Here is a 20,047-nt window from a genome sequence, read left to right as displayed (position 1 = left end):
TCACTGCCTTGTAACTCGTTTGCCAGGATACAGCGCCCCATCTTCCCACTTTGCTTTTTTGCAGTTCCATGAACGAATATCCTTCTCTTCCAAAACACTCCTGATTCGTTCTTCTCCATTGTCCGATGTAAAAAGCGCTGTAATTTCCTTTTTTCCATCTACAATTTTCACACAATAATCTACCAGTTCCGGAATCTCAAACAGTAATTCATCCATCTCTCTGATACTTCCCAATGGATCCATCCGCTTTACAAAGTCCAGGCGTTTTATTTCACTTCCACAGAGGCATCTTCCTGGAATGATCCTTGACCAGTCACCGGTTCGATATCGAATCAACGGCTGTGCTTCCATTCCAATGGTTGTAATCACCAGTTCTCCCCATTTACCGTCCGGCAGCACATTTCCGTTCTCATCTATAATCTCTGTAATACAATGGTTTTCCCGCATATGCATGCCCTCATGCGCCGTGCAGCAAATGGCACCTCCAAGCCCCATCTCTCTAGAACCATAGTGCGGCCAAAGTCGTGTTTGCAGAATTTCTTCGATTGCTTTCATGACAGTTTTCGGACAGGCATCTCCGGATACCAGTGCTCTTTTTATACTGCCTTTTCCGCACATTCGAAGCATGGAAAGCAATGCCGTCGGCATTCCCACATACGTATCCGGCTGCTCCTCTTCCAGAATCCTGTTCAGTTCGCCATAAGTTCTTCCTGTCCCGGTTGAAAGAGGTTTTGCTCCCAGACGTCTGATTGCCTCCGCGATCAGTTCTCCTAATCCAAAAGGACCTGAAAATGGCATAGCCACCATCGTTATACTTCCAGGATAAATAAATTCACCCAGACCTGCCATAAAAAGTTCTATGGTGTGTTCACAGTCTCCCTCTGTATAGAATACACGTTTACCGGCACCGGTAGTTCCGCTTGTCTGTTCTGATATCACTTTCTGGACTTCCCCCTGGGAGCAAAGCAGCATCCTGCCTCCATCTCGTGCCAGATCTGTTTCTGTCGTAAAAGGAAGGCTTCTCAAATCTATCAGGCTTTCCAGTCTTTCCGGCAAATCTCGGTAAAAACCCTCTCGTTCTTTCTCTCTCTTCAGTACAATATTTAATTTCTCCAGCTGTATTCTGTGTATTTCATCTCTTGTAATCTCTGTAATACCTTCCTGCTTACAGATCATTGCATCTATATTCGATCGTTTCACTTTCTGTATAAATATATTCCTTTCGAATTCGTCAGATTATATGCACAAAACGGCACCATTCCATAATCAGAATCCACCTCGCAGATATAACATCTTTTCAGACGTTCAAGATCCAGATTCCATGCATCCTGAAAAATCATCCCTGATACTGCAAAAGTTTCATTATGAACCCGGATCAGGAATTCATCCAGCGCATCTGTCTGTGTCATTTCTCCATCATCAAATTTTTTTGTGCTATAGCTCCACTGATTTTCCACATACTGTCTGGAATTATCGCTGGTAGTACAACAACATCCTCTGCCTGATTTCTTTTCCAAAAGTTTCAGTTCCCTCTCACCTTTTTTCAGATAACTTGCATGAAAAGAACAGTATGGATTCTCTGCTCCACCACCGGCGAAATCCTTGCTTTTCATAAGCCCGTCAGTCTGTTCCTCGATCAGCTTCAACATCTTTGGTATGGTAATCGGAGCTTGTGGACGCTGCTGAGAACATCTGCCAAAATAGCTGATCGGCTGGAAATGTACTCCTCTTACAAATGGCATATGATCCATCGCAAACTTCAGAATATCTCCAACCTGCATGTCATTTACTCCTGGCGCAATGACAGGTACCAGGGCAATTCCCAGTTCCGCTTCCGAACAGTTTAACACAGCCTTTTCTTTCAGTTCTATCATAGAGCGTCCGCGCAATGTCTGATACACATCATCTGTGACACCGTCAAACTGAAGAAATACTGTATTCAGTCCTGCTTTTTTTAGTTTTCTGGCATATCCTGCTTCCTGCGCAAGACGGATTCCATTGGTATTCAATTGAAAAAATGTAAACCCTTTTTCTCTACCCATATGTATGATCTCCGGAAGATCCTCCCGCATGGTTGGTTCTCCACCTGAGAGCTGAATATTGAATGGTCCTCCATGATCCATCAGAAAATCATATTGCTTTTCTATTTCATCAATTGAAAGATCACCGTTTTCCAGACATTCTCCTGCCGAAGCAAAGCAGACCGGGCAGTGTATATTGCAGCGCTTTGTCACTTCCAGTATCATACAACAGCCTTTTCGTTCGTGCTCCTCACAGAGTCCACAATTATCCGGGCAGGATTTCTCTTTGATTTTGGGATTTACCGGAGTCTCCGCAGACAGGTTTTCTCTTCCCCAGGAAAGATACTCTGCTGCCGTTCCTTCCCAGATCAGTGTCTGAAACTTTCCGTGGATATCACATTCTTTCACCAGATAAATGCCATCTTCACCGATACATTTTTTAGCCGTAAGTACTTTCATACATATCGGGCATACACTTTTTGTTTTACCCAGCGTAATCATAGTTCCAATATTCCCCGTTCTGTCAGTATTTCTATCACTTTCGTATAAGTATCTGCAATCAGCGCAGGACATTGCTCCATAATCACTCCCCAATCCAAATTAGAAGTGATATCCTTACAATAAAAAGCACCAAATTCTTCTTCGGTCTTCTTATGGAACCACTGATATAATTCCTGCACAGCCGGTTTCATCTGTATATCTTCTTTCTCCTGCGGAGCCAGATTGCCAAGGAACAAACCTATCGCACAGGCTCCTCCTGTCAGGCAGCCACAGGTATCTCCACAGTAACCGATCCCACCGCCAAGACCTCCCAGAGCCTTTACAAGCTGTGGATTTTCCTCACCTATGGCTTCCAGTGTCATAATCATAACCATTTGTGAGCAATGATAACCCATACTGCTAAGTTCTATGATTCTTTCATAAAGATCCATGTGCTACTCCTTTCTGCCAACCAACATGGTATAGCGCAGCTTCTTTCCTTTATATTCTTTCTGCAGAAGCTTATACTCTTCGCAGCAGAACGAATCATTCCAGATTGCTTCCAGATAATATTCCCGCCAAAGTAACGTCTGATCCTCCTGCCGGAGAATGGTAAATCCTGTCTGTTCTGCCATTTTCAAAAGATTTCCGGTATCCAGATCTGACAATAAAAGAAAACCTCCCTTTTTCAAAACGCGCCAGCATTCAGATAGTGCATTTTTCTGATCTCTGCTAACAAAAAATGCACACTGGCTGATGCAAAGATCTATACTGTCTGATGAATACTGCAAATGCAGAAAATCGCCAATTTCCACATCACTGCCCCGTGGGAAAAGATCCACGCCATGTGCTTCCAGCCCAAATGATTTCAGGATTCGAACCGTGTCTCCTTCTCCTGCTCCAAGATCCAGTGCTTTCATTTCTTTTTTCCATTCTATGTTCTCCAGAAGATGAAGCGTCTGCGCTTCCCCTCCCGGATGCCTGTTCATCTATTTATCCTCCAGTGCACGCTCCACCGCGAGCACTTTTCCAAGTGCGAGTTCTTCCGGAACATACACAAACCCACACTTTGGACAGACAGGCATTTCCACAGGAAACCCATTTTCCAGATACATAAATTTTGCTTTTCCTTTTACAAGAGGAACCTTACATTTCATGCAGGTCAGCTTTCCTTCCGGATCAATCGTATAATATGTTCTTTCTACTGCCATTACTGTCCCACCCTTTTCATAATATTCATTCGATGACTGTATGCTCTGTGTACCAGATATCCGTCTTCTGTTTCCACAAACCGCACCCAGAATGTGACATTTCCCAGTCTGCTTCTTGTCACCAGTTCTTTTGTTTCTTCATCCAGGATTGCTTCCTGATTTTCTCTGTAATCTGATAACACACGTTCCACATCACTTTTCAGTATCATGCGCTCATCCATCATATGGATTGCCTCTTCTGTATAGGCAACAGTATAGTCTTTTTTCTCCATGATCGGTTCCTCATTCCAGATGTTTTTTAAAAGTGTCTGTTTCAATATGAGCCTGTTGTAGCGTTTCTCACTGATATCAGGCATGTTGCTGGCATTTGCACCATACAGAAGTTCCATGATATGTCTGGATTCTCTTCCCTCTCTGGCAAATCGGTCTCTGCATGCCATGCAGTATGTAATATATGGTGCATCGGAACGTTCCAGACACTTTTCTGTCATTTTCGCTGCCATATCTTTATTGGCATATGCCGTCAGACCTCCATATCCACAACATGGAGACAAATCTCTGGAATATTCTGTATCTTCAACGATACATCCCATATCCGACAAAAGTTGTCGTATCATATCTTGTGTCTGTGCATCCCCTCTGGCACCACAGGCATCATGTATGGCAACCGGTATCTCCAGTCCTTTCGCCTGCTGTGGAAGTCCGATTTCTCTCAAAATTTCCCAGATTCCTATAACATGTGCTCCAATACTTTCTTTTAGCTGCTTCATGCAGCTTGGACAGCCTGCAATGATGATCGGATCACCAAGCTTGGCCAGTTCCTGTTTCAGCTGCTCATTTACTTTTTCTGTCATTTCATAGCGGCCCGCCCATTCGCTGATTGCACCACAGCATCCCAGCATCAGAGCAACACCTCTATCTACCCGATTACTTAAATCTTCGTATGCCTGCATAACCACATCCGGCGCTATCGCCCCTGCCTGACAGCCCGGGAAAAATACATATCTGCAAGTTTCATATCCCGGCTGGGGTCTGCTTAAAAAAGCCTCTGAATTTGAAAATAACATGTCCATCAGTGCAAATTCATGTGGCGCCAGCGGCATCTTATCTGTGGATACCATATTTTCTCTTGCTGACTTACACACCTGACTCATATCAAATCCATTCGGACAGATCACCGTACACTGTCCACAGAGGGCACAGGCATTCATCGGTTTGTTCATCGGATGATCTCCCATGATAATCTGAGTATTATTATAGATCTCACGGGCTAATAAACCCGGATGTTTTTGATATTCACTTAAATACACACAGCCTTTCATGCATTCGTCACAATGACACTGAATACATCGTTTTGCTTCTTCTACAGCTTCTTCTTTTGAATACCCATCCTGACCACAGAAAATCTTATTCGATCCATGGATTCCTTCCATGTTCGTATAAAGCTTGGTAGTCACTGCTCCTTCACTGCCTCTGTTGCTGTGCGGCGATAAATTCTGTACCAGAAGATCCACTGTCAAAGCTGCCCGCTTTGCGGCAAAAGCCGCATCCATCACAGATTCCGCAGGTCCGCTGACAATCTTTGCCTGTTCTCTTAACATAATCTCGACATCTGCTGCTTCTTCCGGAGCTAACATTTTTGCCACTTCTTCTGATGCGCATACCACATCTGCCAGTTCCATTTTTTCTCTGATAAACGAAAGATTCAAACTGCATCCAAATTCAAAAGAAAGATCCATAGATTTCAGACGTTTCGCTTCATTGCTGCGGTCTGATTCCAAAAGATGTCCGGCTGCCGCTGCAATATAGCTTTCATAATCTTCTTCCTTACAATAAATCGTCGTAGGATACATTTTCTTTTCCAGTTCCCCCGCAAGAAACAGTGGAAATAATCCAGAACCAAAGATTGCTGCCTTTTTCTTCTTTCTCATGCGGAATACACTGCTTCTTCTTCCCGGTTCTCCATACCGGACAATCGCACGTTCTACTTCTCGTATGGAGACACCATCACCAAGTTCACAAAGCTTGCAATTATCTTCGCAAGGTGCCGTACATCCATCACAGAGAATCATTGGAAATGGTGTAATTTTCTCATAAATTGCCAACGCTTTCTTAAAATTTCCTTTTGCAGCATAATACAGCATCTCTTTTGTATCCATTTTGAAAGGACAGGCTGCAACACAGTAGGCCGGCTGTTCATGGACGCAGAGACTGATCATATGATCCATCTCTTCTTTTGACATTCGATTTACATGATAAACGTGAGTAGAACCTCTCTCCTGTATGTATGTCATAACCTGATACTCCTTTCGTCTGTAAAGGGGAGGCAGTTTCCCGTCTCCCCTGATTATATCACAGTTGGCAGCTTTTACTCCAACCACATTATGAATTAAGCTTATTTCTCAAGTTCTTTTAATGCTGCAAGAACCCTTTCCGGACGGGCAGGGATACGTGTAATACGTGCACCTGTCGCATTAAAGATTGCATTCAGGATTGCAGGATGTGGAGCATCCAGTGGAGCCTCACCACAACCAGCCGCACCGTAAGGACCACTTGGACGATATGTTTCATTGAAGTGAAGTTCAATATCATCCGGAGCATCCTTTGGATATGGAATACCACAATTCTTCAAAGTGGTGTCATGGTTCAAATCTTCAAAATCTTCCGAAAGAGCAAGACCGATACCCTGTACAAGACCACCATAGAAATTACCTTCTACAAGAAGTCTGTTCATGATCGTACCTACGTCAGCTACGCAAGTAAATTTCTCAACGGTAACTTTACCTGTTTCTATATTAACAGCAACTTCCGGCAGGAAGATAGTATACATATAAGTTGCAAATGGATCGCCCTGTGCGGTATCCTGATCGATCGGATGATCTGCACAGAATGTAGTTACCCAGTTACCTTCATATTTTGTTGCAAGCCCTTCTGCTACCATCTCATCATAAGTACGGAATGTTCCGTCTTCTTTCTTCATTGCTGCTACAAGATTTTCTGCAGCCAGACGACATGCATTACCTGACATAACCTGTGAGCGTGATCCTCCTGCAGGTCCTGCATTCGGACATGTCTTCGTATCATTCATAACCAGTTTAATCTGTTCCGGTCTGATTCCTGCCTGACGCAGTGTTTCATGAGATGATACAAGAACACCCATATCAGCCCCCTGTCCATGATCTTCCCATGCAGCATACATCGTAACGGTTCCATCCGGATTTAATTCTGCAAATGCATTTGATGTATCAACACCATCAAGACCACAACCGTATACTCCAAGAGATACACCGATACCATATTTCATCTTTCCGTCAGAAGCTGCATTCTTTTCGGCAACACGTTTTTTCGCCGCTTCATACAATGGACGTGCTTTCTTAAACAAATCTTCCTCACAATATACCTCCGGTGGATAACCTGTCGGGATGGTAGTGCCCTCTGATTCTTTATAGCAGTTCATTTCACGGATATCAAACGGATCGATTCCCATCTTAGCTGCCAGCACGTCAATCGCAATCTCAGATCCCATATAAGACTGTGGTGAACCATAAGCACGGAATGCGGAGCCCCATGCATGGTTTGTAAATACGGTTGTTGATTTATTACGAATAGAATTAATTCCATAACCTGCGCCTGTAAACTGAGAAAGTCTCATGGTAAGCAGATCGCCAAATTCTGAATATGGACCGTGATCTACATAGTTGTTACCCCAAAGTGCTAAGAGTTTACCATTTTCATCTGCTGCAAGCTTAATATTCATAAATGCAGGAGATCTCTTTCCTGTATAAGTAATGTTCTGGAACTGATTAAATACCAGCGATACCGGACGTTCCAGAATCTTAACAGCTGCACCAATCAGAGCCTCATTTGTCGGTGAGAACTTGTAACCAAATGTTCCGCCTGCATGGTTCTGAACAAGTCTTAAGTTTTCCATTGGTACACCGATACCATCTGCGATCATAGGCATATGAAGATGTATACCGATAGATTTGGAATGCACTGTTATCATACCGTCTTCATCAATATATCCATAACCACAGTCCGGCTCAAGGTGAAGATGAGGCTGGCGTGAACAGTAGGACTCGATCTCAACCTGCTGTGAATCCGGAATGCTGTCCCAGTCAAAGTCCGGTCCCTTGATACAGTTTGTCTCAAAAAATGCGTTTGGAGTACCAGGATGGATCTCTGCTGCATCCGGTGCGATTGCATCCATTGCGTTCATATATGCAGGAAGTTCTTCGATCTCCACCTTAACTGCATCTGCTGCTGCACGTGCATGCTCTTCTGTGTCGGCAGCTACGATCGCAATCGCATCACCAAACTGAAAGATCTTTTCGTCGCAGAGTACAGGACGCTCAAATCCGTCTGTCTTATTGTGTTTCGGAAGCATTACAAGACCATTGATCTTGTTGGTTCCGCCTGCTGCCTTAATGTCCTTCGCTGTAATAACACGAACAACTCCCGGCATACTCTCTGCTTCTGTTGTATCGATACTGAGAATATTTGCGTGAGAAACCTTGGCCTGTGTAAGTGCAAGACGAAGAGTTCCCTCCGGCATCTTTAATGCATCATCTGCACCGAAATCCCAGGTACCTGTTACCTTCTGTGCTGCTGATGGACGGATATAGTTTGTACCGACAATAGAATCACCTGTCTGCTTGAATACGAGGTCTTCTTTGGTCATCTCGCCACGCATAACTGCTGCTGCCGCCATGGTCGCATCGATAAGCGGCTTGTAACCTGTACAACGACAGAGATTACGCTGCTTGTTAAACCAGTCCCTCACTTCTTCACGGGTAGGGCTCGGATTATTATCGAGAAGAACCTTTGCTGAAATAATAAAACCTGGTGAACAGAAACCACACTGTGCACATCCATATGCCATCCATGCAACCTGTATCGGATGCATATCAGAAATTGTTCCCACACCCTCGATTGTTGTGATCTCTGCATTGTCCGGAACACGGCTCATCTTGTAAATACAGGATCTTGTAACTTTTCCGTTCATAATAACATTACATGCTCCGCAATGACCTTCTCCACAACCGATCTTACATCCTGTAAGAAGAAGATGCTCACGAAGTACCTGAGCCAGTGTCTCATCCTTATCAAGAATAAGGATTCGCTCCACACCATTGATCTTCAATGTCTTTTTAATCATGTTTCATTCCTCCTTTAAAAAATACACGTTCCGATGTTACAAATCTTCTGACTTATGTGTTCCGCATGGATCATGATCGGCTCCCTTACCCGTCAGATCTTTAAGTCTTTCCATTCCTCTGACAGAATAGAAAACAATGGAAGAGCTGCTTCCGTCCAGATTCTCACCGCTGAGTTTTAAAACATTCGCATTCTCATAATAATCAATCGGAAGTGTCCGACTGTATTGCTCTCCTGTGCGCTCATCTTTTACCTGTATCGTAACTTCTTTTGCGGTAATTTCAAAAATCTTATCCATGGAAACGTTCTCCTGTTTACATTATTTTGTATAATTTCATGTTATCATAATTTTGTACAGTTTTACAAATTGTAAATAATTATTAGTTGGCTATTTTCGTCCTTTTTTATATTGTTTTTATTACTTTATTTAAAAATTTTACTATTTATCCTCACTTTTCATGCTATAATAATGTCAAATTTGTACAATGTTATTTTTAGGAGGTATCTATGATGCAGACAGGTGCTCTCATCGTAGCTGCAGGGAAATCGTCACGAATGGGAGACTTCAAGCCCATGCTTCAGCTTGGATCCATTTCCATCGCGCAGCGTGTGATTAATAACTTCCGGCAGGCCGGAATCTCTAAAATAGTAGTGGTAACCGGATACAATGCGGATGCTCTAGAACGCCACCTTGCTTCCAATCATGTTATTTTTCTTCGAAATGAGGACTATGAAACTACTCATATGTTTGATTCTGTCAGGATTGGACTGGAATATTTAAAAGACAAAGTGGATACGGTACTCTTTACACCTGTAGATGTTCCACTATTCACAGCACATACCGTTACACAAATGCTTTCTCTTGGACAGCCTCTTGTCACTCCGGTCTGTAACGGAACTCCAGGTCATCCGATCCTGATTCGTTCCTCATTAATTGAGTCCATTTTAAGCAATGATGGAAACACTGGTCTGAAGGGTGCTGTAGAACATTGTGGAACTCCCATGTATTGTTTAAATGTAGAAGATCCTGGAATCATTCATGATGCGGATACACCAGAGGATTATGCAGAACTTCTTCGTGCACACAATCAAAGTCTGATCCGTTCAGAGATTCAGATTCAGCTGGCACGGGAAAAGGTCTTCTTTGATGAACAGCTCTATTCGCTGCTTACACTGATTCATGAAACAGGATCTGTTCGTGATGCCTGCGAACGCATGCACATTTCCTACTCCACCAGCTGGAATCTGATCCATACATTAGAATCTCAGCTTCATGAACCGCTGATTATTCGAAGTCAGGGCGGTGTAAAGGGCAGTCACAGTGAGCTGACACCATACGGAGAAGAATTTTTGAAGCGATATGCCCGTTTTTCAGAGGAAACACGTACCTGTTCCGAAGCAATATTTGAAAAGTGTTTCAGAGGATTTTTCAATGCGTAATCTTTATCTTATTCGACACGGAAAACCACAATATCCAGATGAACATTCTTACTGTATCGGTCAGACTGATTTTTCTTTATCTATGCTTGGACATCTGCAGTCAGTCCTTCTTCACGGAGAACTGGATGATAAAATAACTGCTGTTTACTGCAGTCCTTTGTCAAGAGCTATGGAAACGGCTGCACATATCACACCTGATCTTCCACATATCACTATCTCAGATTTAACAGAACGAAATCTGGGAGAATGGGATGGTCTTTCATTTGATGAGATACGCAAAAGATGGCCGGACATATATGAAGCACGTGGAATGAATCCTGATTACCCGATTCCAGGAGCAGAAACTCCTTTCGCATCTGGCATGCGTTTTTCGCAGGCAATTTATGAGATTCTTCGTTCTTCTGAGGGTGATATTGCGATTGTTGCTCATACAGATGTAATTTCTTCTTATCTGTATTTGCTTGATTCAAAACAGCATGCCAGACAGTATTTTCGTCTTCCATGTGGTTCCTATTATCATCTGAACACAGACGATAACGATCATGTTGTCTTATCCGATTTGACTTACCTGCTGCCTCATCCTGACTTGCATGACGAACTATGCCGGATGCTTCGCGATTCGGTGTCTCTTCCTCATCATGTACAAGCGCACAGTGATGCAGTGACTGAATTGGCTTGCCATTTCTGCGATCTGCTGGAATCTCATGGTTACTTTTTTAATAAAAAACTGATTCGCTCCGGAGCACTCCTTCACGATATTGCCAGACTTCAAAAACATCACACCAAAACAGGTGGTGATCTTTTCTTACAATTAGGCTATACTGAAATCAGTCAGATTATTTCACAACATCATGGTTTACAGAAGACACTTCTGAATGAAGCGGCTATCGTCTTTTTATCAGATAAACTAATTCAGGAAACCGAACGTGTAACCATCGAAAAACGATTTGCGGAAAGTCTGTGTAAATGTAACAGTCCCGAAGCTTTGAAATCTCATGAACGACAGCTTAAACAGGCTCTTGATCTGCAAAATATGATACAGACCATCTGTCACATGACGATATGACTTATAGAAAATTACAGGAGGTGTTTTATATATGAGAACTTTATTTCAGATCATACAACAAGAATTTCAAAAAGGAAACGACCTTGTGCTTGCATCCATCGTTGCTTCCTCAGGATCAACGCCAAGAGGTGCCGGTTCCCGTATGTTGGTTGGAAAAAAAGGCCGAATTGCCGGAACCATAGGCGGAGGTTCTGTCGAATATCGTGCAGAGCTTATGGCACTTGATATTCTTGAAAAGAAAGAATCCTGTGAACATGAATTCCGGTTGAATCGCAAAGATGTTGAAAATATCGGTATGATTTGTGGTGGTGATGTTACCGCATTTTTCCAGTATCTGGATCATAATGACCCTATTATTATGGAACTTGCCGTAACTGCTGAGACATTATATAAAGAACGAAAAGATTTCTGGCTGATCTGTGATCTTCATGTTACATCCGGTATGAGTCTTTACAGTGCATCCTATGGATTGACTGGAAATGCTGATGTTCCTTCTTCCATCTTATCTTCCTTATCTGCAAGACCATGCCGTCATCGCAATGAAACCTGTGACCTGTTTACAGAACAAATCGGTACATCCGGAACTGTCTATGTATTTGGAGGCGGGCATGTTTCACAAAAGCTGGTACCAATACTTGCAAGTGTTGACTTTCACTGCATCGTTCTGGATGACCGTCCGGAATTTACAGATCCTGCTCTTTTCCCGGATGCAGCGGAGACAATCCTTTGCGATTTTGATCATCTGGATCAGAGCATTTCTATCACAGATGCTGATTATTGCTGTGTCATGACACGAGGTCATGCCTATGATACGATTGTGCAGGCACAACTTCTTGCCACACCTGCATGCTATATCGGCGTCATTGGAAGTCTCGCCAAAAGAGCTGGTGTATTTCATCGTCTCGTAGAAGAGTATGGAATCGATGAGCGAGAATTAGACCGTATTATCACGCCTGTGGGACTTAATATTAAAGCAGAAACACCTGCTGAAATCGCAATATCTATCACAGGACAAATGATTCAGGTTCGAGCTGAAAGAAAGGCTGCTATGAAATGATGACAAAACATGTCTACAAAACTATTATATTCGGTGCCGGACAGATTGGGCAGATGACTGCCCGACTTCTTGGAAATTCCTATCAGATCATGTGCTTTGCCGATAATGATCCGCGCAAACATGGACAATTTATTGGTAATATCCCAATCTGTTCTCCATCAAAGGCCGCTGCTCTTCTTCCTGATCTGATTATTCTTGGTGTATTGGATGAAGAGCGGCGTGGTTCTATGATGCAGCAGATGGAGCACTTGGGCTATCACGGTTCATTTTGTGATCCTTCTGCACTTCGCATGTTCGATGCACGGGTTGCGGTTATGCGCCTTTTAGCCGAACAGATGCATCAACAAAATATCCCTGGAGATGTGGCAGAACTTGGTGTTTTCCAGGGTGATTTTTCTTGCCTGATCAGTACGGCCTTTCCGGATCGAAAAATACATCTTTTTGATACTTTTGAAGGCTTTTCAGAAAAAGATATTGCCGTAGAAACCTCCAGGCATCTGTCTCGCGCTAAAACAGGTGACTTTTCTTCTACAGATGTAGATTCTGTTCTTCGCATCATGCCTGATCCATCACATGTGATCATCCATAAAGGATGGTTTCCGGATACTTTTTCCGATATTACCGATGAAACTTTCTGTTTCGTATCATTAGATGCAGATCTCTATGCTCCAACTGCTGCTGCATTACCTCTGTTTTATGAACGTCTGTCTATCGGCGGAGTTCTCCTGATCCATGACGTATACAGTACCCAGTTTTCCGGATGTAACAAAGCTGTAGACGAATTCTGCCTGAAACACCACCTGTTTGCAGATCCTGTATGCGATCTGCATGGAAGTGCTATTATCCGAAAAATCATTTAAAACCTAATTGGAAGCCTTTCATAATCCTATACGCCTTCTGTATTATACTATTTTACGAGATACCCTTCAGTCTTTAAATATGTATCAGAATCGTTAATATTCTGAAAATATCCCTCATTGGATTCCGTATAACAAACAAAAATTCCTACAGTATTTAAAAATCTATAGTTTAACGGATTCCTTTATGAAAATATCAGCAATTTCGCATTCCGTGCAGACTTTCTTATAGATTTCCGGATCATTGATATTCTGAAAATAGTTTTCCGGTGCACTGGTATGGTATAGGGAATATCCCACTGTATTTAAAAAACGATACACCGATGATCTTCCTGATTCCAGAAAATCTGTGATCTCTTTATAAAGTCTGGCATCATATACCGCTATCAGCGATTCTTCTTTTCCATTATGACACAGCATAGTCACCGGTTGGTCGGCTTTTTCCATTGCGAACTTCAACAGATTTTGAAGTTCTTCCACAGGTACCAGCGGCGTATCTACCCCCAGCACCAGGCATTTTTCTGTCTTTGCCCTTCGAAAACAGCTCTCCAGACCGCCAAGTGGACCCTGACCGGAAATTCGATCCGGCACAATCTCTTCCCCACACTGTGTTCCACGATATCCAGAAATTAAGATCTGTTTTGCTCCCAACTGACATCCTTTTCCGATCTGTATCTCCAAAAATGTCTGTCCATCTAAAAGCAGATCTGACTTCTCCCTTCCCATATGGCTGCTGGCACCACCTGCCAGGACTACCAGCATAAAATCTGATGGCAATTGCTGTTCTGCCAACTGACCGTTTTCTAATTCAGATATATCAGTCTGCATTTTCCGATTATTTTCTGGCACAGTTCGTTGCCTCCCCGGTCAGGATCTGTAATCCATGTTCCAGCGCTGGAATAATATATTCCAGACTTTCTCTGACTGCTTTCGGGCTTCCCGGCAGATTCACGATCAGTGTTCCTTTTCGAATACCTGCTGCTGCACGACTGAGCATAGCTCTTGGTGTAATCGTCATACTATATGCTCTCATTGCTTCCGGAATCCCCGGCACTTCACGTTCTATAATATCCTTTGTTGCCTCCGGCATACAGTCTCTCGGCGAAAATCCGGTTCCACCCGTAGTTACAATCAGCTCTGCTATTCCCTCATCTGCTATACGAGCCATCTCATCTGCCAGCATCTTTCTGTCATCCGGCAAAAGAATGGTATGCACCACTTCGTAATCGTTCGCTTCCAAAATTTCCTGGATTACCGAACCACTTTTATCTTCTCTCTCTCCTGCATATCCGGAATCACTGGATGTGATAATCGCAGCTTTCATAATTCCTTATCCTCCTATCTGGGACATTAATTTACATTCATCTGTCTCAATCTCTTCCGATGTAAAATGATGACTGACCGGTTTTTCCCATATTACTTTCTGTATTGCCTCTGTCAGTTCATCATCTGTGCATCCTGAACGCATCAAATTCTTCAAATCCGTTCCAGTCTGATATTGCAGACAGGCTTTTAAAAATCCTTCTGCTGTCATACGCACACGATTACACTGGTCGCAAAACTTATGCGTCATCGCACTGATAAATCCTATTTTACCCTGAAATTCTTCTATTTTATAATAATGACACGGTCCATTCCCATATCGTTCTTTTATTGGAGTCATTCTTCCATATGCTTTCTCTAATATTTCGCATATTTCACTTTCTCCCCGAAACTGAAAATCCTTTCCATATCCAATCGGCATCATTTCAATGAAACGAACATGAATCGGATATTGCTTTGCAAGTCTCGCTATCGATACCAGATTTTCCTGCTCTTCCACTACCGGCACACAATTAATCTTCAATCCAATCTGCGGATACTGTAATGCCGCCTGGATTCCCTCCAGCACCCGATCCAGACTTTCTCTCCTGGTTACCTTTGCAAACTCTGCTGCATTTAAAGTATCCAGACTGATATTTATATCATCAAGCCCCGCTTCTGCCAGATCTGCTATCTGTTCTTCGAGCAATACACCATTGGTCGTTAATGTCACTTTTTCGATGCCAGGAAGTTCTTTTAACATTCGAACCAGTGTGGCACAATTCTTTCTAATTAACGGTTCTCCTCCGGTCAGTTTGATCTTACGTATACCTAAACCAGTCATACATCTGCTGATTCTGGTAATCTCATCATAAGTCAGAATTTCTTCATGCGGGATCTGCACAACTCCATTTTCCGGCATACAATAGACGCACCTGAGATTACATCGATCTGTAATGGATATCCGCAGATAGTCAATCTCTCTTCCAAATCTATCCTTCATACTATTCTTTCGGGTTTCGATATAACCCGCTTTTTCCTCCGCTTTTTTCTACCAGATGAATGTCCGTCAGCTCCATGGACTTGTCAATTGCCTTACACATGTCATAAATTGTCAAAAGTGCCACATTCACACCAGTAAGCGCCTCCATCTCCACACCGGTCTGACCTTCCGTTTTGGCTGTACAGATTGCCGTAATTTCAAGATTTTCTTCATCCAGTTCAAAATCTACCGAACACTTCTAAATCATCAGCGGATGACACATCGGAATCAGATGAGATGTCTGTTTTACCGCCATAATGCCAGCCACTCTTGCTATTCCAAGTACATCTCCTTTTTTCACAGTCCCCTGTTTCACTGCATCCATCACAGCCTGACAGGCACAAATCTTGCCTTTTGCTACTGCTGTTCTGGATGTCGGTATCTTTCCGGACACATCCACCATAACAGCGTTACCCTTCTGATCAAAATGATTCAGCTTATTCTCCATCTGCCTCACCTGCTGCCTTCTCTATCACAATTTCATCGCCTTCTGTCAATACGCCACCATGAAGTACTCTGGTAAAGATACCTTCTCTTGGCATAATACAGTCACCCATAATTTTATAAATCTCACATCCACTATGACATTTTTTCCCGATCTGTGTCACTTCTAATAATACCTCTCCGCTGCGAAGTCTGGTGCCAACCGGCAATGCCTTCAGATCGTATCCACTTACAATCAGGTTTTCTCCAAATGCTCCGTCTTCGATCGGTGCTCCCTTTGCCTTGAATTCTTCTATTTTTTCATAAGAAAGAAGACTCACCTGGCGATGCCACTTGCCGGCATGGGCGTCCTTCTCGATTCCAAATTCTTCCATCAGTCTGGCACTATGTACATTCTTTTTCTGTGTACCTTTCTTCTCACTGATATTTACCGCCATAATCTTTCCCATTTTATTTCCTCCTTCATCCCTCAATTCACTCTTTCGAAATAAAGAGATGTCTGTTATACTAAATCTAGTATAACACATAGTAAACATGATAAAAGAATTGTTTTTTCAATTGGAGAAATTATGTATATTAACGAACAATAACAAAATCTGTCTCTGCTAGAGACAAAAACATATCAATATATCGGAAGAAATGGAGAATCCCGTACGGAACAAGAAGAAGTATTGAACGAACATATGATGGATGTCTATATAAATGATCATCTGACTATGAAACTTGTTTGCCTGCCCCAGCATCTGACTGAACTGGTTCTTGGAAGATTGCTGACAGAACAAATCATCACGTTTTCCATATTCACAGATGTAGATCATATCTATATCTGTGAATATGGAAAACGTGCAAAAGTCTATTTAAAAAATTCGGCACGCAGCACACAATCCTCATCGGATGCCTTTGTAGAAGTAACTCCTACCTGCTGTACCGGCAATCATATTTTAAATGATTACTTTGTTACATCCAAAGAGCCGCAGTCACTTACACCGATTTTCTGGAAACCAGAATGGATCTTTCATATGGCGGATGCCTTTGCGGATGGTTCTCCTCTCCATGGCATTACCTTTGCCACACATAGCTGCATTCTCGCTCAAAAAGATCACATTCTGTTTTCCTGCGAAGATATCGGACGGCACAATGCTTTGGATAAAGTGATCGGCTACGCTCTGCGGCACAATATTGACCTGCATCAATGTATGGTATATTCCAGCGGCAGAATACCAACTGATATGACTTTAAAGGTCATCCATGCAGGGATTCCAATTCTCTCCAGCAAGGCTTCTCCTACTTCTGAAGCAATTGATCTTGCAAAAAAATATCACCTGACCCTGATCTGTGCAGCCAGAAGGGATCGAATGAAAGTATTTACGAAATAATGTTTGACAACCGCATATTAAACCACCGGAACTGGATATTGAAAGCTTTTTCGCATTTTTCACGAAAGAATCACCGTATCATAGATTACCTCAACCTTGATACGGTGATTCTTTCATTTATTTTAATAACATCACATCTTTTTCATCTATCCCAATCCATATCTTATTTCCAGAAATATGCTTTTGGTACTGCTGCCATTGTTCTTTCGTCACATCTACGCGAATCCTGGCTTCTTCTTTCGTAGATACGATCAAGATATACGAAAACACGTCCTCAATCACTCTTTCCACTTTACATGGAAATACGTTTTTCGTTGTGCCATCTGCTTCCGGTAGTACCGGATATATAAAGTGACTTCGCACTCCTACACTGCTGGCGTCTTCTTTTCCTGTGGTATCACACTGCAATGTAATTCCCCAGTCCAGAGCCATGACTTCGCCTGCTGCTGTCATAGCCTGCGGGCGATCCTCTATGGCTGCCACTTCCACCAGTTCTGCACCAAATTCTTTCATGCGAACCGCCAGAAGTCCCTGATTACAATCATAAATCTTCCCCGGAATCAATCTTTTTCCGGGTGCCATTACTTCATCTCCGATAGTCAGAACAGCTGCTCTTACCCGACGATAAACCTTCACTTTTATGACTCCCATACTGGCCAGTATACCTGCTTCAATAAATCCGATTTTGTCACCCTTTTTCAAAAGAACCGTTCCATTTTTAAAATTCTCTCCCTGATAACAGTAATTCTGCCACTGTCCGGTCGGACGGAAGATTCTGACAGTCTCTTCTCCATAATCTGTATCCTCCTGACGGACACAGCAGTCACAGCCTTTCGGAATAGCTGCGCCTGTCATAATCCGAACCGCCTGCCCCCTTTTCCACTGTGACTCTGGAATACTGCCCCGCATCAATCTCTTCCAATACCGTCAACTGTACCGGATGACTTTCTGATGCATCCGTTATATCCTCCGCTTTGCAGGCATAACCATCCACAGGTGATCTGTCAAACGGCGGGTTATCAAATCCTGCAATCATATCCTTTGCCAACACTCTTCCACATGCCTGCAAAAGTGGTACAGTTTCCGTTTCCTCTATTACTTTTGTATGTTCCAGCAGTGCTTCCAGTGCCTACTCTACCGTAAGCTTTTCCATGCTTATTCCTCCTGTCCTGCTCTTATACGCCCTTTCCAAAGCTGCAGTTCGGATAATGACATTCTTTGCAGCCAAGACAGAATCCGCCATTTCCCATATGTGCCAGATCTTTTTTTGTCACTTCTATACCTGCGATAATACGTGGCAGAACAAGATCAAATACGGTGGCTTTTGCATACATCACACATCCCGGCAGTCCCATTACCGGTGTGCCATCTTCCAGATAGGATAACAGGAACATCGCTCCCGGAAGTACCGGAGCACCATAAGATACGATTCTCGCTCCTGTATTTTTGATCGCGCCCGGTGTCTTATCATCTGGATCCACGCTCATACCACCGGTACAGACAATCAGATCTGCCCCTTCTTCTTTTAATTTCATAATAGCGGCAGTGATTTTTTCCATATCATCATTGCACAGAATATGTCCGTGAATTTCAGCACCGTAAGATTTCATTTTTTCGATGATTACCGGTGTGAAAGTATCCTTAATTCTTCCATAAAATACTTCATTTCCGGTGGTTACAATTCCTACCTTCCGTTTCTTATAAGGTGCCAGCGATACCAGCGGTTTTTCTCCTGCTGTTTTCTTCACCAAATCCATTTTTTCTTTTGCAATCACCAGCGGAATCACACGGGTTCCTAAAAGACGGTCACCTTTTTTTACCGGGAAATTTGTATGACGGGTGGCAATCATAATCTCATCGATCTCATTAATAGCATCCAGCCTCGGCACATCCACCTGAAATACTCCGTCACAATCTGCAATCAACTCAATTTTTCCTTCTTTTACATCCGTTGGATGCATATTCTCATTGATGCACACATCACACAGAATCTGCGCTGCTTCATTTTCATGCAAAGTATTTTCATCCTTCTCCCACACATAAAGATGGTCTTTTCCCAGAGATAGCAAAACCGGAATATCTTCTTCCTGTACAATATGTCCTTTACGAAAGGCTGTATCTTTTACCACATCCTTCACAATTCTGGTAATATCATGGCACAGTACATGTCCTACCGCGTCCGTTGTTTTAATACACTTCATGACGTTCCCCTTTTACTTTCTGTCTAGAAAAGTTATAAATTTATATGGAGTAATTGTAACATATTGCCAAGAAAAACACAACTTTCATAAACACGGGAGTTTGACACATTGAAATCCGAAAAAATACCGCAAAGCCTTGAACACGGGATGTAATTATTCTTCTACAGCGAATAAATATGGTTGCTCCTACGGACAAGTTTATGCATAGGTTAGAAAATATAAAGATAAAGGAATCGAAGGATTATATGATCGACGAGGTAAGAACAAAGCGATTTCTCAATTATCAGATATTGAGAAGTTGAAAGCTGAAAACCGACTACTAAAAGCTCAAACACAGCAGCAACAAATGGAGATTGATTTCTTAAAAAACTCGACGAAATAGAGAGGAGGTGA

Annotated in this window: 20 protein-coding genes and 1 pseudogene; 5 read left to right on the top strand and 16 right to left on the bottom strand. The window is 42.7% G+C overall.

Features of this window, described 5'->3' with window-relative positions:
• From DMI82_RS13200 to DMI82_RS13165, 8 genes are all read right to left on the bottom strand, one after another.
• Window positions 1-1,176, bottom strand: coding sequence for a DVU_1553 family AMP-dependent CoA ligase (locus DMI82_RS13200; RefSeq protein WP_015526491.1), 1,176 nt, complete (start codon window positions 1,174-1,176; stop codon window positions 1-3).
• A 20-nt stretch (window positions 1,177-1,196) separates the two neighbouring features.
• Complete coding sequence (trsS, locus tag DMI82_RS13195) at window positions 1,197-2,522, bottom strand: radical SAM (seleno)protein TrsS (RefSeq protein ID WP_110103578.1); 1,326 nt, start codon at window positions 2,520-2,522, stop codon at window positions 1,197-1,199.
• Window positions 2,519-2,953: a DVU_1555 family C-GCAxxG-C-C protein gene (locus tag DMI82_RS13190; protein ID WP_021650124.1), complete on the bottom strand. Its 435-nt coding sequence runs from the start codon at window positions 2,951-2,953 to the stop codon at window positions 2,519-2,521. The genes trsS and DMI82_RS13190 overlap by 4 nt, the downstream gene beginning before the upstream one ends.
• A 3-nt stretch (window positions 2,954-2,956) precedes the next feature.
• Window positions 2,957-3,490 (bottom strand): class I SAM-dependent methyltransferase, encoded by a 534-nt coding sequence (locus tag DMI82_RS13185; protein WP_110103577.1) that lies wholly within the window; start codon window positions 3,488-3,490, stop codon window positions 2,957-2,959.
• Window positions 3,491-3,712, bottom strand: coding sequence for a DVU_1557 family redox protein (locus DMI82_RS13180; RefSeq protein ID WP_005427475.1), 222 nt, complete (start codon window positions 3,710-3,712; stop codon window positions 3,491-3,493).
• The gene (locus tag DMI82_RS13175) at window positions 3,712-6,006 is read right to left on the bottom strand and encodes a pyridine nucleotide-disulfide oxidoreductase/dicluster-binding protein (RefSeq protein ID WP_110103576.1); all 2,295 of its coding nucleotides are present in this window, start codon (window positions 6,004-6,006) and stop codon (window positions 3,712-3,714) included. The genes DMI82_RS13180 and DMI82_RS13175 overlap by 1 nt, the downstream gene beginning before the upstream one ends.
• 101 nt (window positions 6,007-6,107) lie before the next feature.
• Complete coding sequence (locus tag DMI82_RS13170; RefSeq protein ID WP_110103575.1) at window positions 6,108-8,870, bottom strand: molybdopterin-dependent aldehyde oxidoreductase; 2,763 nt, start codon at window positions 8,868-8,870, stop codon at window positions 6,108-6,110.
• Between the two features lie 36 nt (window positions 8,871-8,906).
• On the bottom strand, window positions 8,907-9,167 hold the full coding sequence (locus tag DMI82_RS13165; RefSeq protein ID WP_015526497.1) for a hypothetical protein: 261 nt from the start codon (window positions 9,165-9,167) through the stop codon (window positions 8,907-8,909).
• A gap of 209 nt (window positions 9,168-9,376) precedes the next feature.
• Here DMI82_RS13165 and DMI82_RS13160 point away from each other — a divergent pair, with 209 nt between their 5' ends.
• Genes DMI82_RS13160 through DMI82_RS13145 form a run of 4 tightly spaced genes read left to right on the top strand, consistent with a single transcriptional unit; the run spans window position 9,377 to window position 13,292 of the window.
• Window positions 9,377-10,309 carry an NTP transferase domain-containing protein gene (locus tag DMI82_RS13160; protein ID WP_227573955.1) on the top strand — a complete coding sequence of 311 codons (933 nt, stop codon included), beginning with the start codon at window positions 9,377-9,379 and terminating at the stop codon, window positions 10,307-10,309.
• Window positions 10,302-11,375 carry a histidine phosphatase family protein gene (locus DMI82_RS13155; protein WP_110103573.1) on the top strand — a complete coding sequence of 358 codons (1,074 nt, stop codon included), beginning with the start codon at window positions 10,302-10,304 and terminating at the stop codon, window positions 11,373-11,375. Before DMI82_RS13160 ends, DMI82_RS13155 begins: the two co-directional genes overlap by 8 nt.
• Window positions 11,376-11,406: 31 nt before the next feature.
• Window positions 11,407-12,432, top strand: a complete 1,026-nt coding sequence (locus DMI82_RS13150) for an XdhC family protein (protein WP_110103572.1) — start codon at window positions 11,407-11,409, stop codon at window positions 12,430-12,432.
• On the top strand, window positions 12,429-13,292 hold the full coding sequence (locus tag DMI82_RS13145) for a TylF/MycF/NovP-related O-methyltransferase (protein WP_110103571.1): 864 nt from the start codon (window positions 12,429-12,431) through the stop codon (window positions 13,290-13,292). Before DMI82_RS13150 ends, DMI82_RS13145 begins: the two co-directional genes overlap by 4 nt.
• A 162-nt stretch (window positions 13,293-13,454) precedes the next feature.
• Here DMI82_RS13145 and mobA read toward each other — a convergent pair whose 3' ends face one another.
• From mobA to DMI82_RS13120, 5 genes and pseudogenes are all read right to left on the bottom strand, one after another.
• Window positions 13,455-14,138: a molybdenum cofactor guanylyltransferase gene (gene mobA / locus DMI82_RS13140; RefSeq protein WP_110103570.1), complete on the bottom strand. Its 684-nt coding sequence runs from the start codon at window positions 14,136-14,138 to the stop codon at window positions 13,455-13,457.
• Window positions 14,125-14,613: a MogA/MoaB family molybdenum cofactor biosynthesis protein gene (locus DMI82_RS13135; RefSeq protein ID WP_021976150.1), complete on the bottom strand. Its 489-nt coding sequence runs from the start codon at window positions 14,611-14,613 to the stop codon at window positions 14,125-14,127. The genes mobA and DMI82_RS13135 overlap by 14 nt, the downstream gene beginning before the upstream one ends.
• A gap of 6 nt (window positions 14,614-14,619) precedes the next feature.
• The gene (gene moaA / locus DMI82_RS13130) at window positions 14,620-15,594 is read right to left on the bottom strand and encodes a GTP 3',8-cyclase MoaA (RefSeq protein WP_044960389.1); all 975 of its coding nucleotides are present in this window, start codon (window positions 15,592-15,594) and stop codon (window positions 14,620-14,622) included.
• 1 nt (window position 15,595) lies between these two features.
• Window positions 15,596-16,081: pseudogene (gene moaC / locus DMI82_RS13125) on the bottom strand (cyclic pyranopterin monophosphate synthase MoaC).
• On the bottom strand, window positions 16,071-16,526 hold the full coding sequence (locus DMI82_RS13120) for an MOSC domain-containing protein (protein WP_015526506.1): 456 nt from the start codon (window positions 16,524-16,526) through the stop codon (window positions 16,071-16,073). Before DMI82_RS13120 ends, moaC begins: the two are co-directional and overlap by 11 nt.
• 222 nt (window positions 16,527-16,748) lie before the next feature.
• Here DMI82_RS13120 and DMI82_RS13115 point away from each other — a divergent pair, with 222 nt between their 5' ends.
• Window positions 16,749-17,453, top strand: a complete 705-nt coding sequence (locus tag DMI82_RS13115; RefSeq protein WP_227945558.1) for a formate dehydrogenase accessory sulfurtransferase FdhD — start codon at window positions 16,749-16,751, stop codon at window positions 17,451-17,453.
• 117 nt (window positions 17,454-17,570) lie between these two features.
• Here DMI82_RS13115 and DMI82_RS13110 read toward each other — a convergent pair whose 3' ends face one another.
• From DMI82_RS13110 to DMI82_RS13100, 3 genes are read right to left on the bottom strand one after another with little or no spacing between them, the layout of a single operon-like run.
• Complete coding sequence (locus DMI82_RS13110; protein WP_059086544.1) at window positions 17,571-18,308, bottom strand: molybdopterin-binding protein; 738 nt, start codon at window positions 18,306-18,308, stop codon at window positions 17,571-17,573.
• Window positions 18,277-18,570: a hypothetical protein gene (locus DMI82_RS20475; protein WP_287082736.1), complete on the bottom strand. Its 294-nt coding sequence runs from the start codon at window positions 18,568-18,570 to the stop codon at window positions 18,277-18,279. Before DMI82_RS20475 ends, DMI82_RS13110 begins: the two co-directional genes overlap by 32 nt.
• 58 nt (window positions 18,571-18,628) lie before the next feature.
• Complete coding sequence (locus DMI82_RS13100; protein ID WP_021650138.1) at window positions 18,629-19,654, bottom strand: molybdopterin-binding protein; 1,026 nt, start codon at window positions 19,652-19,654, stop codon at window positions 18,629-18,631.
• Window positions 19,655-20,047: the final 393 nt, after the last annotated feature.

The sequence above is a fragment of the Blautia sp. BCRC 81119 genome (assembly GCF_003184505.1).
Classification (GTDB): domain Bacteria; phylum Bacillota; class Clostridia; order Lachnospirales; family Lachnospiraceae; genus Blautia_A; species Blautia_A fusiformis.
The sequence above is the reverse complement of the archived record's forward strand: the minus strand, read 5'-3'. Positions and strand labels throughout refer to the sequence as shown.

Coding starts and splice junctions, on each gene's coding strand:
- DMI82_RS13200 (WP_015526491.1), bottom strand. CDS start 1,176: ATGATCTGTAAGCAGGAAGGTATTACAGAGATTACAAGAGATGAAATA.
- trsS (WP_110103578.1), bottom strand. CDS start 2,522: ATGATTACGCTGGGTAAAACAAAAAGTGTATGCCCGATATGTATGAAA.
- DMI82_RS13190 (WP_021650124.1), bottom strand. CDS start 2,953: ATGGATCTTTATGAAAGAATCATAGAACTTAGCAGTATGGGTTATCAT.
- DMI82_RS13185 (WP_110103577.1), bottom strand. CDS start 3,490: ATGAACAGGCATCCGGGAGGGGAAGCGCAGACGCTTCATCTTCTGGAG.
- DMI82_RS13180 (WP_005427475.1), bottom strand. CDS start 3,712: ATGGCAGTAGAAAGAACATATTATACGATTGATCCGGAAGGAAAGCTG.
- DMI82_RS13175 (WP_110103576.1), bottom strand. CDS start 6,006: ATGACATACATACAGGAGAGAGGTTCTACTCACGTTTATCATGTAAAT.
- DMI82_RS13170 (WP_110103575.1), bottom strand. CDS start 8,870: ATGATTAAAAAGACATTGAAGATCAATGGTGTGGAGCGAATCCTTATT.
- DMI82_RS13165 (WP_015526497.1), bottom strand. CDS start 9,167: ATGGATAAGATTTTTGAAATTACCGCAAAAGAAGTTACGATACAGGTA.
- DMI82_RS13160 (WP_227573955.1), top strand. CDS start 9,377: ATGATGCAGACAGGTGCTCTCATCGTAGCTGCAGGGAAATCGTCACGA.
- DMI82_RS13155 (WP_110103573.1), top strand. CDS start 10,302: ATGCGTAATCTTTATCTTATTCGACACGGAAAACCACAATATCCAGAT.
- DMI82_RS13150 (WP_110103572.1), top strand. CDS start 11,407: ATGAGAACTTTATTTCAGATCATACAACAAGAATTTCAAAAAGGAAAC.
- DMI82_RS13145 (WP_110103571.1), top strand. CDS start 12,429: ATGATGACAAAACATGTCTACAAAACTATTATATTCGGTGCCGGACAG.
- DMI82_RS13135 (WP_021976150.1), bottom strand. CDS start 14,613: ATGAAAGCTGCGATTATCACATCCAGTGATTCCGGATATGCAGGAGAG.
- moaA (WP_044960389.1), bottom strand. CDS start 15,594: ATGAAGGATAGATTTGGAAGAGAGATTGACTATCTGCGGATATCCATT.
- DMI82_RS13120 (WP_015526506.1), bottom strand. CDS start 16,526: ATGGGAAAGATTATGGCGGTAAATATCAGTGAGAAGAAAGGTACACAG.
- DMI82_RS13110 (WP_059086544.1), bottom strand. CDS start 18,308: ATGACAGGCGCAGCTATTCCGAAAGGCTGTGACTGCTGTGTCCGTCAG.
- DMI82_RS13100 (WP_021650138.1), bottom strand. CDS start 19,654: ATGAAGTGTATTAAAACAACGGACGCGGTAGGACATGTACTGTGCCAT.